Origin of the sequence: Coprococcus intestinihominis, from assembly GCF_040096555.1 — a bacterium.
In the GTDB taxonomy this organism is placed as follows: Bacteria; Bacillota; Clostridia; order Lachnospirales; family Lachnospiraceae; genus Coprococcus_A; species Coprococcus_A intestinihominis.
On the sequence record NZ_JBBMEK010000008.1, the window covers coordinates 1 to 14,633 of the forward strand.

A 14,633-nucleotide genomic window follows, 5' to 3' on the forward strand; every position below is an offset into this window, starting at 1 on the left:
GGAAGGGAAGATCCGTTTTGCCATGTGCTTCCCGGATGTGTATGAGATTGGTATGTCCCATCTGGGTATCCAGATCCTTTATGATCTGTTGAATGCCCGGGAGGATGTGTACTGTGAACGTGTGTATTCCCCATGGATGGATCTGGATGAAGTGATGCGCAAAAAGCAGATTCTGCTGTTTGCGCTGGAATCACAGGATCCAATTAAAGATTTTGATTTTCTGGGCATTACGATCCAGTACGAAATGTGTTATACCAATATTTTGCAGGTTCTGGATTTGTCCGGCATTCCGATGTTGGCGGCTGACCGCGGCGAGGATGATCCGATTGTGATCGGTGGTGGGCCTTGTGCGTATAATCCGGAACCGTTGGCAGATTTTTTTGATATTTTCTATATCGGAGAAGGCGAGACGGTCTATGATGCACTGATGGATGCTTATAAAGCCAATAAGGCGGCAGGGGGCAGTAGGGAACAGTTCCTCGAAATGGCAGCCGCAATTCCGGGTTTGTATGTACCGGCTTTTTATGATGTGGCTTACAATGAAGACGGTACCATTGCATCCTTTGGACCGAATCGTTCATGTGCGCCTGCAGTTATCGACAAACAGGTAGTGACCGATCTGAGCAGTGTCCGCTATCCTGAGAAGCCATTAGTTCCTTTTATTAAGGTAACACAGGATAGAGTTGTTCTGGAAATCCAGAGAGGCTGTATCAGGGGTTGCCGTTTCTGTCAGGCAGGCATGGTATATCGTCCGAACAGAGAACGTGAACTGGATTATCTGAAAGAACATGCGGATAAGATGCTGAATGCCACGGGTCATGATGAGATTTCTCTCAGCTCTTTAAGTTCCAGTGACTATTCTGAACTGGAGGCATTGACAGATTATCTGATCCAGACCTGTGAGAACAGAAAGGTGAACATTTCTCTGCCGTCCCTGCGTATTGATGCGTTCTCTTTGGATGTTATGTCCAAAGTGCAGGATGTACGTAAGAGCAGTCTGACTTTCGCTCCGGAAGCGGGAAGCCAGAGAATGCGTGATGTGATCAACAAGGGCCTGACAGAGGAAGTGATTCTGAAGGGGGCAGCTGATGCATTTGCCGGCGGCTGGAACAGGGTGAAACTTTATTTCATGCTGGGTCTTCCGACAGAGACAGAGGAGGATATCGCCGGTATTGCAGATCTGGCGAATAAGGTTGCCAAGACGTTCTATGAGATTCCGAAGGGTGAACGCCCGGGTAATGGCCGTGTGGATGTGGTGGCAAGTACTTCTTTCTTCGTACCGAAGCCATTCACACCGTTCCAGTGGGTGCGTCAGTGCACGGATGAGGAATTCGTGGCGAAACAGAAGTTTTTGAGTGCGAAGATGAAGGAACAGATTAACCATAAGAGCATGCGGTATAACTGGCATGAATTTGAACTGACGAAACTGGAAGGCATTTTTGCCAGAGGCGACAGACGGCTTGGCAAGGTGCTGATGGCGGCCTACAGGAATGGCTGTATCTTTGATTCATGGTCTGAGTTCTTTAATTATGAAGGCTGGATGAAGGCTTTTGAGGACTGCCATGTGGACTATACGTTCTACGTGCATCGCGAACGTCCGCTGGATGAGATCCTGCCGTGGGATTTTATCAATGCTGGTGTGACCAAGGAATTTTTGAAGCGAGAATATCAACGGGCCAGGGAAGGCGTTGTGACACCGAACTGCCGTCAGGGATGTTCCGGCTGCGGCTGTCGTGTTTATGAAGGAGGTGTCTGCTATGAAGCTTAGAATGCGGTTTGGTAAAGAAGGAATTGTAAAGTTTATCGGGCATTTGGACATTATGCGTTACTTCCAGAAGGCATTCAGAAGGGCCAATGTAGATATCACTTATTCTCAGGGCTACCATCCCCATCCATGTCTGTCCTTTGCGTCACCGTTGGGGGTCGGACTTGAGAGCCGTGGAGAATATCTGGACATGGAAGTGAATAGTTTTGACGACTTGGAAGCCATGAAGAATGCTGTGAATGCCCAGATGGTAGAAGGCATTGTTGTTTACAGTATTCGCCATTTGCCGGATCAGGCGAAGAATGCTATGTCCATCATTGCGGCAGCTGATTATGAGGTAGGCTTCCGTGAAGAGATGGCACCTTGTGAGGCCAAGCAGCTGAAGGCAGCTGTTGAAAGCTTTATGTCCCGTCCGGAAATCCGGGTCATCAAGAAGACAAAGAAGAGCGAGCGGGAAATAGACATTCGTCCTCTGATCTACAAGATGGTTGTGGAAGAAAATGGGAAGATCTTTATGCAGGTGGCAGCAGGCAGTGCAACGAACCTGAAGCCTGAACTTGTCATGCAGACACTTTGCCGTCTGGAAAATCTTGAAGAGAATGATTATGCGTGGCTGGTGACACGCTGTGATATGTATGCAGATAAAGGAAATGAGCAGACGGGCAGACAGCTTGTCTCGCTGGAGGACTTTGCAGAATAAATGAAAAGACAAATCGTTATTACGGGCTGGCAGTCGAAGGTACTGACAGCCCTTTATGAAGAAGACACACTTTGTGAGCTGAATCTTGAGCCGAAGAAAAGCCAGGTAAGAGTCGGCGATATTTATATAGGGAAAGTGAAACATATTGTACAGAATATTCAGGCAGCCTTTGTGGAGATTACACCGGGGGTGATGGGATACTATCCCCTGAAGGATAATGCTGTACATTTTTTTGTTAATCAAAAGAAAAACGACAAAATTGTTGCCGGGGATGAGATCGTTGTTCAGGTTGAAAAAGAGAATTTGAAGACAAAGGCCTGGTTTCTGACAGGACGGTTAAGTTTTCCGGGAAGATATACCGTGTTGACAAAGGGAAAAACCGGTATTCAGATATCTGCAAGGATCAAAGATGCGGCGGAAAGAGATCGATTGACCGGAATTGTTTCGGGTGAAGAAATCGAAGGTGCGGCATGGATGATCCGGACAGAAGCTTCCGGACAGAGAGCAGAAGTGATCGGGGAAGAGATGCATCGCTTAGAAGTTGACTATAATAGAATTATGTCAACTGCATGCATGAGAACATGTTTCAGTAAACTGATGTCAGGAGATTCGCCGTATACGCAGTTGATCAAAAAGTTTGCTCACGGCAGTACATGCAGAGTGACAACGGATCTTCCGGAAGTTTATGATGAATTGAAAGAAAATTTTGGCCGATGGGGTCTATCTGAGGAAGCTTTGCAATACTATAAGGATGATTCCTATCCGCTGATCAAGCTGAAGGGGATTGAAGCGCAGATGGATAAAGCACTGCAGAAGCGTGTCTGGATGAGATCCGGCGCCTATCTGGTAATTGAACCGACGGAGGCTCTGACAGTGATCGATGTGAATACAGGCAAGGCCATCGGCAAACAGAAAATGGAGGAAAATTTTTTCAAGATCAACCTTGAAGCGGCGCAGGAAGTGTGCCGTCAGCTGCGTCTTCGCAATATTTCAGGTATTGTGATCGTCGATTTTATTAATATGAAAGATCCGGAGCATTTAAAGGCGCTTATGGATGTGCTGAGAGAAGAGGCGGCAAAGGACAGTGTACAGACAACGGTTGTGGACCGGACATCGCTGCATCTGGTGGAGATGACCAGAAAGAAAGTACACAGGTCTTTGGCGGAGCAGGTTCGCCTGCTGCCAGTGTAAGATATTTTGGAAACGATTGATAGTTCAAATCGTAAGATTTTCGTAAAGAATTGCGCAAATCGTAAGGAAATTACATCTGTTTTTGGACACATTTTTTGATATAATAAACTTATTCAAACAGTTAATGATCGAAAGTGTTTGGGAGAATAAATGTTATTTTTTGAATGGAGGCGCATTTATGAAAAGAATGAAGAAGCTGACCAGTATCGGTCTTGTACTTGCAATGACTGTCGGCTTGTTGGCCGGGTGCTCAGGAAGCGGCAGCGGAAATGGTGAGGATGCTTCCACATCAGGCGGAAAGGGCCGCTATGTGGAAGAAAACTGGGGAGATCCATTGAAATCTCAGGATGATAACAGTTACAGTTATATTCAGACGATGAAGCAATTGTCGGACGGTACGATCCGTGCAATTGTCAGTGACAGTTCGGACAGAGGATTTTCAGTTAAGGATTCTACAGACGGCGGTAAGACATGGGGGGATGCTTCCATGGATTTATCAGCCCTTGATCAGCTGAATCTCGGAGATGATAATACAGATGATGACGGCAATGGTGATTATGCTTACGTGGGCAGTATGACCATTGATGTGGATGGCGATCTGGCTTTTGTTTATACACAGACCCACTCAGAGACGAAGGATAATGTGACTTCTGTGGATTCAACTGAGAAGTATTATCTTCTGACAAAGGACGGCAAGCTGTCAGAGATAGCCATGGAGATTCCGAATCTCCAGAAGGAGCAGCATTATGAATATGATTCATCTGAGGATAAGACCGGTTCGAAGACCGATGATTCTGCTGATTCCGGTGTTTCCGTTGAATCTGAGACAGAGGATGACGGCGTTGTGATCAATGAAAATGGTGACAGCGACAATAACGGTGATACAGAGGAATCCAATGGTATCCAGACGCTCAAGTTAAAGGATGCCGAGAACCTGTATGTTGCAGATTATAACGGTGCAGTCTATCATGTGACAACGGCTGACGGCAAGATTACAGCCACATATAATGATATGAACTTTGTCAACAATATGTATCTGTGCGGTGACAAGCTGCTGCTTGATGATTACGAGAAGGTTTATGAATATGATACAGCAACGGATAAGAAGACAGCTGAACATGAAGCATTGGCCAGTGTGATTACCTCCAAGGGCAGTGTCACGATCGCAGATTATCTGAAGGATGGACATACGATTTATTATTCCTGTACAGAGGGTATCTATACATACGATCTGGATAAGGATACTTCCGAACAGATTGTGGATGGCAATATGTCATCCCTGGTTTCCCCAAGTGGCAACGTAGAGTATCTGATTCCGAAAGATGACGGACAGATTCTTGTGAAGTTCAGTGATTATACCGGAGATACGTCTGAAGAATCTTTCCTGAATTATGCTTATGACAAAGATGCTGCAAAGCGTCCGGATAAGGAACTGACCATCTATACATTAAAGGATGATTATACAATCCGTACACTGGCTGCTGCTTACCAGAAGGCACATCCGGATGTTTATGTGAAGGTTGAAAGCGGTGTCAGCGGTGATGATGCAGTGACAACATCCGATGCCATCCGTACATTGAACACAGAAGTAATGGGCGGCAACGGCCCAGATATCCTGCTTATGGATGGACTTCCGGTTAATTCCTATGTGGAAAAGGGATTACTTGCAGATGTCAGTGATACAGTGAATCCGCTGATCTCTGATGGCAAGCTTTTTGATAAGATCGCACAGACCTATAAGGGTGATGACGGCAAGATTTATGCAGTGCCGATGACCTTTAAGGTGCCGATTGTAATTGGCCGAAAGAGTGATCTTGACAAGCTGAATAATTTGTCGGATTTCGCTTCTCTTGCTCAGGATTTTGTCAAGGATCACAAGAAGAATGAGAATTTTATCGAATCCTATAGTTTATATTCAATGGTTGGCGATATGATGTATACCAACTCAGCCAGTTGGTTCAAGGAAGACGGATCTCTTGATTCTGACAGCCTGAAATCCTATCTGAACGATATTAAGACCATTTATAATGCGGTTTACGAAACTTTATCAGATAAAGATAAGTCCGATATGGATCAAATGAAGCAGTACTATGCAAGTGAGGATTATGAAATGGATGCTTCCTGGTACGGCTCGGATCCAAGTTATATGGCTATGTACATTATGGCCGACATGAATCGCATTGCCTACGGCAATATGGCCGGAACAAGCAGCCTTGGAGATCTCGCATCCATCATGAGAAAGGATGCCGACATTAATTACAAGGCACTGCCTGGTTCTGTTCAGAATGTTTATGTTCCGTCGGAGATTATTGGTATCAATGCCAAATCCAAGAATATAGACACAGCTAAAGAGTTCTATGCATTTGCCCTGAGTGCAGACGGTCAGAAGGCCATTGACAGTTACAGTGGATTCCCAGTGAATAAAGAACGCTTTGATGCTTCACTGGTTGATCCGGATGCAGGCACAGAAGGCTATGATCCGAATGAGTCCAAAGGCGGTTGGGGTATGACGGATGATGATGGCAATGAGATCTTTGTTGACAGTTACTGGCCGACAGACGATCAGATCGCACAGCTGAAGAACCTGATCGATTCTCTGGATACACCGTCTTATGGCGATTATACGATTTTGTCAACGATTTTGAAGGACAGTATGAATGCCATTATCGGAGATACTTCTGTGGATGATGCAGTCGAACAGGTTGTCAAAGATATCGATATTTACTTATCTGAATAAGAAAGAGGTATGAAAGCTTATGAAGATCAGCCTGAATAAGAAAAAACTTACTGATATTGCTTTCATTGTACCGAGTTTAGCAGGGGTCAGCATTTTTGTGCTGATCCCCTTTATAGATGTATTGCGTCGCTCTTTTACGAATGTATCGGGTACGCAGTTTGTTTTCTTTTCAAATTACATCACGATTTTTCAGAATGCGGCATTCAGACTGGCGTTTTCGAATACCATCAAGTTCATGGTGATCTGCATTCCGATTCTGATGATTTTTTCATTGCTGATCGCAGTGTTTTTGAATGCAGGCATCCGGGGAGCCAATTATCTGAAAACGGCATATCTGGTGCCCATGGCGATCCCGGTGGCTTCGGTTGTGCTGATCTGGCGGCTTTTGTTTCATCAGAATGGCTATTTCAGCGGCCTTCTGCATATGTTTGGGATGCAGTCACAGGATTGGATGGATACAGGATTTGCCTTCTGGATTCTTGTTTTCAGCTACGTCTGGAAAAATCTCGGTTACAATGTTGTTCTGTGGATGGCGGGTCTGACGGCTATCCCGGATACCCTTTATGAGGCGGCCAGAGCAGATGGGGCCAATAATATTCAGTGTTTTCGGTATATCACCATGCCGAACCTGATGTCGACACTGTATACAATCACGGTGTTGGCCTTTTTGAATTCTTTCAAGGTGTTCAGGGAGGCTTATCTGGTGGCGGGAGATTATCCTCATGAAAGTATGTATCTGCTGCAGCATTTGTTCAACAACTGGTTTAGGGAATTATCCCTTGACAAAATGTCTGCAGCGGCAGTTGTGATCGCATTGCTGATCCTTGTGCTGATTCTGGGTCTGCAGCGTTCATGGGACCGTGAAGATTAGGAGGCAGGAGATGAAACATAAGATTTTTAAAAGAATATTACTCCTGCTGCTTTTGGTTCTGGCAGTTATCATCTGTTTTCCGGTGGTGTTTCTGATTGTCGGTTCTCTGATGGGAACGGATGAATTGAATCATTATCTGGGGGCTGTGCTTGGAAAAGCCGATGGTTTTGCTTCATGGGCACTGCTGCCGACATATCCGACCTTTAAAGCTTATGTACAGCTCCTTTTGGATTCGCCGGAATTCTTTGTGATGTTCTGGAATTCCGTGAAGATGACGGGAGCGATTTTGCTCGGACAGATCGTGACCGGTGTGCCTGCAGCCTGGGGTTTTGCAAGACTTGATATCCCGGGAAAGAAGGTTTTATTTAACCTGTATATCATTCTTATGCTGATGCCATTCCAGGTCACGATGCTGTCGAATTATCTGACACTGGATGCGATGCATCTGGTAGATACGCAGTGGGCCGTTATTTTGCCGGCCGCATTTTCCACATTCCCTGTATTTATTATGTATCATTTCTTCAGAAGTATTCCGAAGGGCATTATTGAATCGGCGGAATTAGATGGTGCCAATAAGTTTCAGGTGTTTTTGTCGATTGGTGTGCCGCTTGGTTCATCCGGCATTGTTTCAGCGTTGGTCTTAAGTTTTCTGGATGCGTGGAATCTGATCGAGCAGCCGCTGACATTTTTGAAGTCAAAGACGTTGTGGCCGTTGTCTCTCTATTTGCCGAATATCAGTATGGATAATGCAGGCTTGGCTTTTGTGGCATCGGTGATCACACTTGTTCCGTCACTGCTTGTTTTTCTTGCAGGACAGAACTATCTGGAACAGGGTATTGCAGCTTCGGCTGTCAAAGAATAAAGTCTTATAAGTGATCGACTTGTGAAAAAGAGGAGATACCAAACAATGAAATTAAAGCAACTGATGGATTTTGAGATGGATAAGAATGAAAAGAGTTCCCTTCAGGTCAAAGCTGTCAAAGCGCTGGCGGGGTTCCTTATTCTGATGTTTTTATTAACGATTCTGTCAAGAGCCGCTGATTCTCTGACTATTGCGAAAGTGACAGCATCTGCTGCAACAGGCGGTGTTATCAGCCATAATATTGAAGTGGACGGCAATATTACGCCGAATAAAGATATTGCCATATCAACAAGTGCCAATATTAAGATTGCCTCCGTGGAAGCGACGGAGGGCAAAACCGTCAAAAAGGGGGATCTGCTGATCCAGCTAGATACAGCTGATCTTAAGAAAAAATTGCTTCAGGCGCAGAAAGAACTGCAGGTGGCAAAGGCAACAGCCTCTGACAAGAAAGCGAATGAAGCCATTGCGGCAGATATGAAAACAAAAAGCCTTCAGAGATCCTATGAAGATTATAATCAGACGGTGGCGGATGCCAATGACAGTGTTTCAAAAGCCAAATCTGATATGAACGAGGCCTGGAATGCTTATAATACATATAAGAATAGTAACAGCAATTCCGGTGAAACGGATACGACAGTCAGTGATTCTCTGGAGAAAACGGTTGAGGAGAAGCAGCTGGCTTATGATAAAGCAGTTACCAATCTGGATGGGGTCGAAAAAGTTATAGAGGAGGAGATTAAAAAGGCTGAAGAGGCCAGTAAGGATGAAAGCGGCAATCCAATCACCCTGACTCAGGGGGAAAAGCAGAAAATCCGTGAACGGGTGAATGCTTCCCTGATGCAAGATGCCAATACAGCAAAGGATGCATTGACGGAAGCCGAGAATGCGTTGTCTGCTTATAACGAGCAGCAAAATAACAGCAGCAGTGCCAGCTATGATGAGCAGTTAAAGACATTGTATGATGATTATAAAGCAAAGGAAGAAGCTTATAATGAAGCAGTGAAGCAGCGGCAGTCCACCATCCAGTCTGCGAACCGGATGCTGGAGGATGCCAAAGCACCTGAGAACGTTGATACTGCGACGGCATTGACTGAAAATGATGATCTGGAAGAAAAGCAGCTGGCAGTGGATGAGCTTCAGAAGGTGATGGATGTCAACGGCAAGATCACGGCACCTTCCGATGGCCTGATCACAAAGGTGAATGTGACAACCGGTGAGACGACCACAGAAGATACAGCCATCCGTATTTCAGATCAGAGTGCCGGATATAAGTTTACAGCAACCTTGGACAAGGCCAGTGCCAAATATCTGTCAAAGGATGATAAGGTAACCCTGGATCTTGGCAACGGAACAACCGTTGAAGGTTTAACGGTACAGAGTATTGATGTTTCAGCAGAAGATAAGAATTCCTATGAATTGACGGTTTCTATCCCTGCAAAGGTCAAGAAACTGGGAAGTATCGCTACATTGAAAGTGGAGAAAGCCAGCAAGAAATATGATACATGTGTTCCGCTTGGTGCACTGCATAGTGACGGAGACAAGTACTATGTGTATGTGATCAATGAAAAGGATACCATTCTGGGTACAGAAACAGCGGTGGATAAGGTTCAGGTGGATATTCTGGACAAGAATAATGAACAGGCAGCCATTGAAGGCTCTTTCAGTTGGGGACAGCAATTCGTCCTGACATCCAACAAGACACTGCGCAACGGAGACCGTGTGCGTCTTGTGGAGGGAGAATAATGCGGCGGGCGGCAAAGCATGCGGGTAAATATATCCTTCTTTTGATCATGCTCGTATGCTTTGGACATATTCTGGCCATGGGTACGGAAATCGGAGGCTATGGTACGCCGGTGATCTACTATCTGAAAGAGGGCTATTCCATGTCAACCGTGCAGGACATGCGAAAAAACGATGAGGAACTGGAGAATTATCTTCCCTTTACAGCGGTGGGGAGCCTTAATCAGCAGACCTTTACCAATGATGATCTCGGTAAAACTTTGACAGGTACGCTTACCTATATATATGGCAGTTCGGAGAATCTGTGTTCATCGGACGGCGAATTGATGGAGGACGATTTGACCGGCTGTGTATTGAGCAGTAAAGCGGCCTGGGAACTGTTTGGGGAGAGTGCCATAACCGGAGGCATTGTGACTTATAATGAAAAAAGCTACTATGTCAGAGGTGTTTATGAGGATACGAATGCGGTGGTTATTCTTCCGGCAGAGGCTGTTTTTGACAAGAAGCAGAACGGAAATAGCGGGCAGAACAATTATCCGGCATCGGATGCAGATACTTCAGCTCCATCGACGGATATAGGGACAGCATCTGCTGATTCAGGGAATACAGGCAATGCAGCTCAGGAACCATCCTTCAGCAAAATTGTCATCAAACCGGGAACAGAGATAAGCGGCAATGCAGAGAGAACGGAATATCTTCAGGCTTTTGAAAACAGATGGGGATTGGGCAGCGATAAAATAGATTGTCAGATTTATCAGCGGCTGGCGGTGTTTTTTATGTTTCTTCTTCCGGCATTGATTCTGATTCTTGTGGTGATTCGCGGTATCCGGTTTCTGATGGTCAACAGGTACCGTCCTTTCTGGCTGGCGGCCGGATTTGTGGGGCTGGCTGTGATGATCATGGTGTTCTTTGCCATTTGTCAGGCAAAACCGTCGATTCCTGCGGATATGATACCGAATACTTGGTCTGATTTTGACTTCTGGGGTGAAAAAATCACAACCTTCAAAAACAGTATACAGCATATTCTTTTTATCGATAAGAGTGAAGTGGAGCTTGGCTATTTCAGACCGCTGACATCCATGGTGGGTTATGCCGTTGTGGCGGTGATCATGTTTTTTGCTTCAGGAAGATTTTTCAAACCGGAGAAGGCAGAAGGCTTGTATGGCATGATACTTGCCGTGTGCGTGACGGAATTGATTGCTGTGTATCTGCTTCACAGATTCGGTGTCATGATAGAGGGAAAGAGAATGATGCTTTATCTCTGGCCTTACTTTGTTATTGGTCAGTTTATATTCCGAAAAAAAGACGCAAAAGTTGATGAAAAAACGGTTGACAGAGTTTAAAAAACATGGTAGTATACAGAAGATGCCGCACAGTGAGGTCTAAATTTGCAGAATAGCTTTGCAAATACCGTAACTGGCGAGTAATGTGAATAGGAGGTGCCCTATAAATGTACGCAATTATTGCAACAGGTGGAAAACAGTATAAAGTAGCAGAAGGCGATGTCATCAGAGTTGAGAAACTTGGTGTTGAAGCTGGTGCTGAAGTTGTTTTTGATCAGGTTCTCGTTGTAAGTGGTGACGAAGTTAAAGTTGGTGATCCAACAGTAGCAGGTGCTACAGTAACAGCTACAGCTGTTGGTGATGGCAAGGCTAAGAAGGTTATCGTTTATAAGTATAAGAGAAAAACTGGCTATCATAAGAAGAACGGTCATAGACAGGCTTATACAAAAGTTAAGATTGAAAAGATCAACGCTTAATTTTGAGGTCATGTGATGATCAGTGTGACAGTCTATAAAGACAAGAATAATCACTATACAGGTTTCAGATGCGACGGCCATGCGGAATATGCAGAGCCCGGTGAAGATATTGTCTGCAGTGCAGTTTCAGTGCTTACATTGAATACATGCAACGCCATTGAAGCACTGACAGAAGATGCATTCAGCGTCGGAGCAGATCAGGAAACAGGGTTGGTTGACTTTGATTTTGATGATGTGCCGGGACATGATGCAGCATTGCTCATCGATGCACTGGTGATCGGTATGCAGTCACTCTCGGAGCAGTACAGTGAGTTTATACATTTTGAAATCGAGGAGGTGTAACTCATGTTAACAATGAACCTTCAGTTTTTCGCTCATAAAAAGGGTGTTGGTTCTACTAAGAACGGTAGAGATTCCGAGTCCAAGAGATTAGGAGCGAAGAGAGCAGACGGACAGTTTGTAAAAGCTGGCAATATCCTTTACAGACAGCGTGGTACTAAGATTCACCCAGGTGTGAATGTTGGTAGAGGCGGCGATGATACTTTATTTGCACTGGTTGACGGTGTTGTAAGGTTTGAAAGAAAAGGTAGAGATAAGAAACAGGTTTCTATCTACCCAGTCGTAGTAAACGAATAATAGATTAAACGGCTTCAGATTTTGATATTTGAAGTCGTTTTTTTGAATCAGTATCTAATTAAAACGACAGAGGCAGCGCGGCATGCGGCTGTTCTGGCAGGAAGGAGTGTTTTATGTTTGCTGATCAGGTTAAGATATATATACGCTCTGGCAAGGGCGGTGACGGTCACGTTGGCTTCAGACGTGAGCTTTTCGTTCCTGCAGGAGGACCAAACGGCGGCGACGGCGGTAAGGGCGGCGACGTTATTTTTGTTGTAGACGAAGGATTAAATACATTATCAGATTTCCGTCATATGAAGAAGTACTGTGCACCAAACGGTGAAGACGGCGGCAAGAACCGCTGCCACGGTGCGGATGGTGAAGATCTGATCATTAAAGTGCCGGAAGGAACGGTTATTCGTGATGCAGAATCAGGACGCGTGATCGCAGATATGTCCCATGGCAACAAGCGGGTGACTGTTTTAAAGGGCGGCCGCGGCGGTAAGGGCAATCAGCATTATGCGACAGCAACAATGCAGGCACCGAAATACGCTCAGCCGGGCCAGAGAGCCATGGAGCTTGTTGTTACCCTGGAATTGAAGGTGATTGCGGATGTAGGCCTTGTAGGTTTTCCGAATGTCGGCAAGTCAACGTTCCTTTCCCGTGTGACGAATGCACGTCCGAAGATTGCCAATTATCATTTTACAACACTGAATCCGAATCTGGGTGTTGTGGATCTTCCGGATGGCAGAGGATTTGTGATTGCGGATATTCCGGGTATCATTGAAGGTGCATCAGAGGGTGTGGGACTTGGTTTTGAGTTTCTGCGTCATATTGAGCGTACGAAGGTGATGATTCACATTGTGGATGCAGCCAGTGTTGAGGGACGTGATCCGATTGATGATATTTACAAGATCAATGCGGAGTTGGAAGCCTACAATCCTGAGATCGCGAAACGTCCGCAGGTGATTGCAGCCAACAAGATCGATACCCTTTATGAGGGCGAAAATGACGATGCCATTACATTGTTAAGAGAAGAATTTGAGCCGAAGGGAATCAAGGTTTTTCCTATTTCTGCAGTCAGTGGCAAGGGAGTCAGAGAACTGCTCTTTTATGTCCGTGAAATGCTGGATCAGATCGGGGATGAGCCGGTTGTATTTGAACCGGAATATGTACCGGTGAATACAGATGTTGAGGAACCATATACAGTCAGCGTTGAAGACGGGGTTTATGTTGTAGAGGGACCGCGTATTGAGAAGATGCTTGGCTATACGAACCTTGAATCTGAAAAAGGTTTTGATTTCTTCCAGAAATTCCTGAAAGAAAACGGTATTCTTGATGAACTTGAAAAGGCAGGTATACAGGAGGGCGATACGGTTCGTATGTATGGCCTGGAATTTGATTATTATAAATAAGAGGGATAATACAGATGATTAAAAATAGTAAGCAGAGAGCCTATCTCAAAGGGCTTGCCATGAACATGACACCGATTATCCAGATTGGTAAATCCAGTGTGACACCGGAACTGACACAGGCTGTGGAAGAAGCCCTTGAAGCGAGAGAGCTGATCAAGATTTCTGTTCTTCAGAATTGTCTTGATGATCCGCGTCAGATGGCAGAGGTACTGGCTGAACGTACACATGCAGATGTGGTTCAGGTTATCGGCAAAAAGATTGTTCTTTATAAAGAAGGTAAGGACAACAAAAAGAAAATTGTTCTTCCTGAGAAATAATATACGTCAGAGGAGATGCTTGCGATGAGCCGACGAAAACGTATCGGAATCATGGGAGGTACCTTTGACCCTGTGCATATGGTGCATCTGACGCTGGCTGAGAATGCCTATCACAGCTTTGGACTGGATGAAGTGCTGATGCTGCCGAATGGAGATCCGCCGCACAAAACGGACAAAATCATTACACCGGCAGTCCACAGACTGGCTATGCTTCAGCTGGCGGTGGAAGGTATTCCCTATTTTCGGATTTCTGATATGGAGATCAGACGGAAGGGGTACAGTTATTCCTCTGTCACCCTGGAGGAGCTGAAGAAGGCACATCCTGATACGGATTATTATTTTATTATGGGTGCGGATTCCCTTTTTCAGATTGAGACATGGCATGAACCGGCGGTCATTATGGCAGATTGTGTCATACTGGCGGCTATGAGAAACCATACGCCGGATGATGTTTTCAAGAAGCAGATGGATTATCTTGAGGCGAAGTATCATGCAGATATCCGATTCCTGAATATTCCGGATCTTGCACTGTCATCCAGCGAAATCAGGCATCGTGTCAGGGAACATCAGTCGATTCGTTTTATGGTTCCTGAGGGTGTTCGGGAATATATAGAGGAACATCAGCTGTATTGCAGATGAGAGCAGCCTTTCAGCTGTTCGG

At 45.3% G+C, this 14,633-nt stretch carries 14 protein-coding genes; all 14 read left to right on the forward strand.

The window, feature by feature from the left end:
- The first annotated feature begins 10 nt into the window (after nt 1-10).
- Entirely contained in the window at nt 11-1,768 is a 1,758-nt protein-coding gene (locus WMO25_RS01285; RefSeq protein ID WP_349083609.1) for a TIGR03960 family B12-binding radical SAM protein, read from the forward strand.
- On the forward strand, nt 1,758-2,465 hold the full coding sequence (locus tag WMO25_RS01290) for a TIGR03936 family radical SAM-associated protein (protein ID WP_349083553.1): 708 nt from the start codon (nt 1,758-1,760) through the stop codon (nt 2,463-2,465). Before WMO25_RS01285 ends, WMO25_RS01290 begins: the two co-directional genes overlap by 11 nt.
- Complete coding sequence (locus WMO25_RS01295; RefSeq protein WP_349083556.1) at nt 2,466-3,656, forward strand: ribonuclease E/G; 1,191 nt, start codon at nt 2,466-2,468, stop codon at nt 3,654-3,656.
- Nucleotides 3,657-3,834: 178 nt separating this feature from the next.
- Entirely contained in the window at nt 3,835-6,393 is a 2,559-nt protein-coding gene (locus WMO25_RS01300) for an ABC transporter substrate-binding protein (protein ID WP_349083559.1), read from the forward strand.
- Nucleotides 6,394-6,412: 19 nt separating this feature from the next.
- On the forward strand, nt 6,413-7,264 hold the full coding sequence (locus tag WMO25_RS01305) for a carbohydrate ABC transporter permease (RefSeq protein WP_015514194.1): 852 nt from the start codon (nt 6,413-6,415) through the stop codon (nt 7,262-7,264).
- Between the two features lie 10 nt (nt 7,265-7,274).
- Nucleotides 7,275-8,126 carry a carbohydrate ABC transporter permease gene (locus tag WMO25_RS01310; RefSeq protein ID WP_015514195.1) on the forward strand — a complete coding sequence of 284 codons (852 nt, stop codon included), beginning with the start codon at nt 7,275-7,277 and terminating at the stop codon, nt 8,124-8,126.
- 45 nt (nt 8,127-8,171) lie between these two features.
- The gene (locus WMO25_RS01315) at nt 8,172-9,869 is read left to right on the forward strand and encodes an HlyD family efflux transporter periplasmic adaptor subunit (RefSeq protein WP_349083564.1); all 1,698 of its coding nucleotides are present in this window, start codon (nt 8,172-8,174) and stop codon (nt 9,867-9,869) included.
- Nucleotides 9,869-11,209 (forward strand): hypothetical protein, encoded by a 1,341-nt coding sequence (locus tag WMO25_RS01320; protein WP_349083567.1) that lies wholly within the window; start codon nt 9,869-9,871, stop codon nt 11,207-11,209. Before WMO25_RS01315 ends, WMO25_RS01320 begins: the two co-directional genes overlap by 1 nt.
- A 107-nt stretch (nt 11,210-11,316) precedes the next feature.
- The gene (rplU, locus tag WMO25_RS01325; protein WP_015514198.1) at nt 11,317-11,625 is read left to right on the forward strand and encodes a 50S ribosomal protein L21; all 309 of its coding nucleotides are present in this window, start codon (nt 11,317-11,319) and stop codon (nt 11,623-11,625) included.
- A gap of 15 nt (nt 11,626-11,640) precedes the next feature.
- The gene (locus tag WMO25_RS01330) at nt 11,641-11,967 is read left to right on the forward strand and encodes a ribosomal-processing cysteine protease Prp (RefSeq protein WP_015514199.1); all 327 of its coding nucleotides are present in this window, start codon (nt 11,641-11,643) and stop codon (nt 11,965-11,967) included.
- 3 nt (nt 11,968-11,970) lie between these two features.
- Nucleotides 11,971-12,261: a 50S ribosomal protein L27 gene (rpmA, locus tag WMO25_RS01335; RefSeq protein WP_015514200.1), complete on the forward strand. Its 291-nt coding sequence runs from the start codon at nt 11,971-11,973 to the stop codon at nt 12,259-12,261.
- Between the two features lie 113 nt (nt 12,262-12,374).
- Nucleotides 12,375-13,655 (forward strand): GTPase ObgE, encoded by a 1,281-nt coding sequence (gene obgE, locus WMO25_RS01340; protein WP_015514201.1) that lies wholly within the window; start codon nt 12,375-12,377, stop codon nt 13,653-13,655.
- Between the two features lie 14 nt (nt 13,656-13,669).
- Nucleotides 13,670-13,972: a ribosome assembly RNA-binding protein YhbY gene (gene yhbY / locus WMO25_RS01345; RefSeq protein WP_015514202.1), complete on the forward strand. Its 303-nt coding sequence runs from the start codon at nt 13,670-13,672 to the stop codon at nt 13,970-13,972.
- Between the two features lie 24 nt (nt 13,973-13,996).
- A complete protein-coding gene (nadD, locus tag WMO25_RS01350; RefSeq protein WP_227081114.1) occupies nt 13,997-14,611 on the forward strand; it encodes a nicotinate-nucleotide adenylyltransferase in 615 nt (204 codons plus the stop codon).
- Nucleotides 14,612-14,633 lie beyond the last annotated feature (22 nt).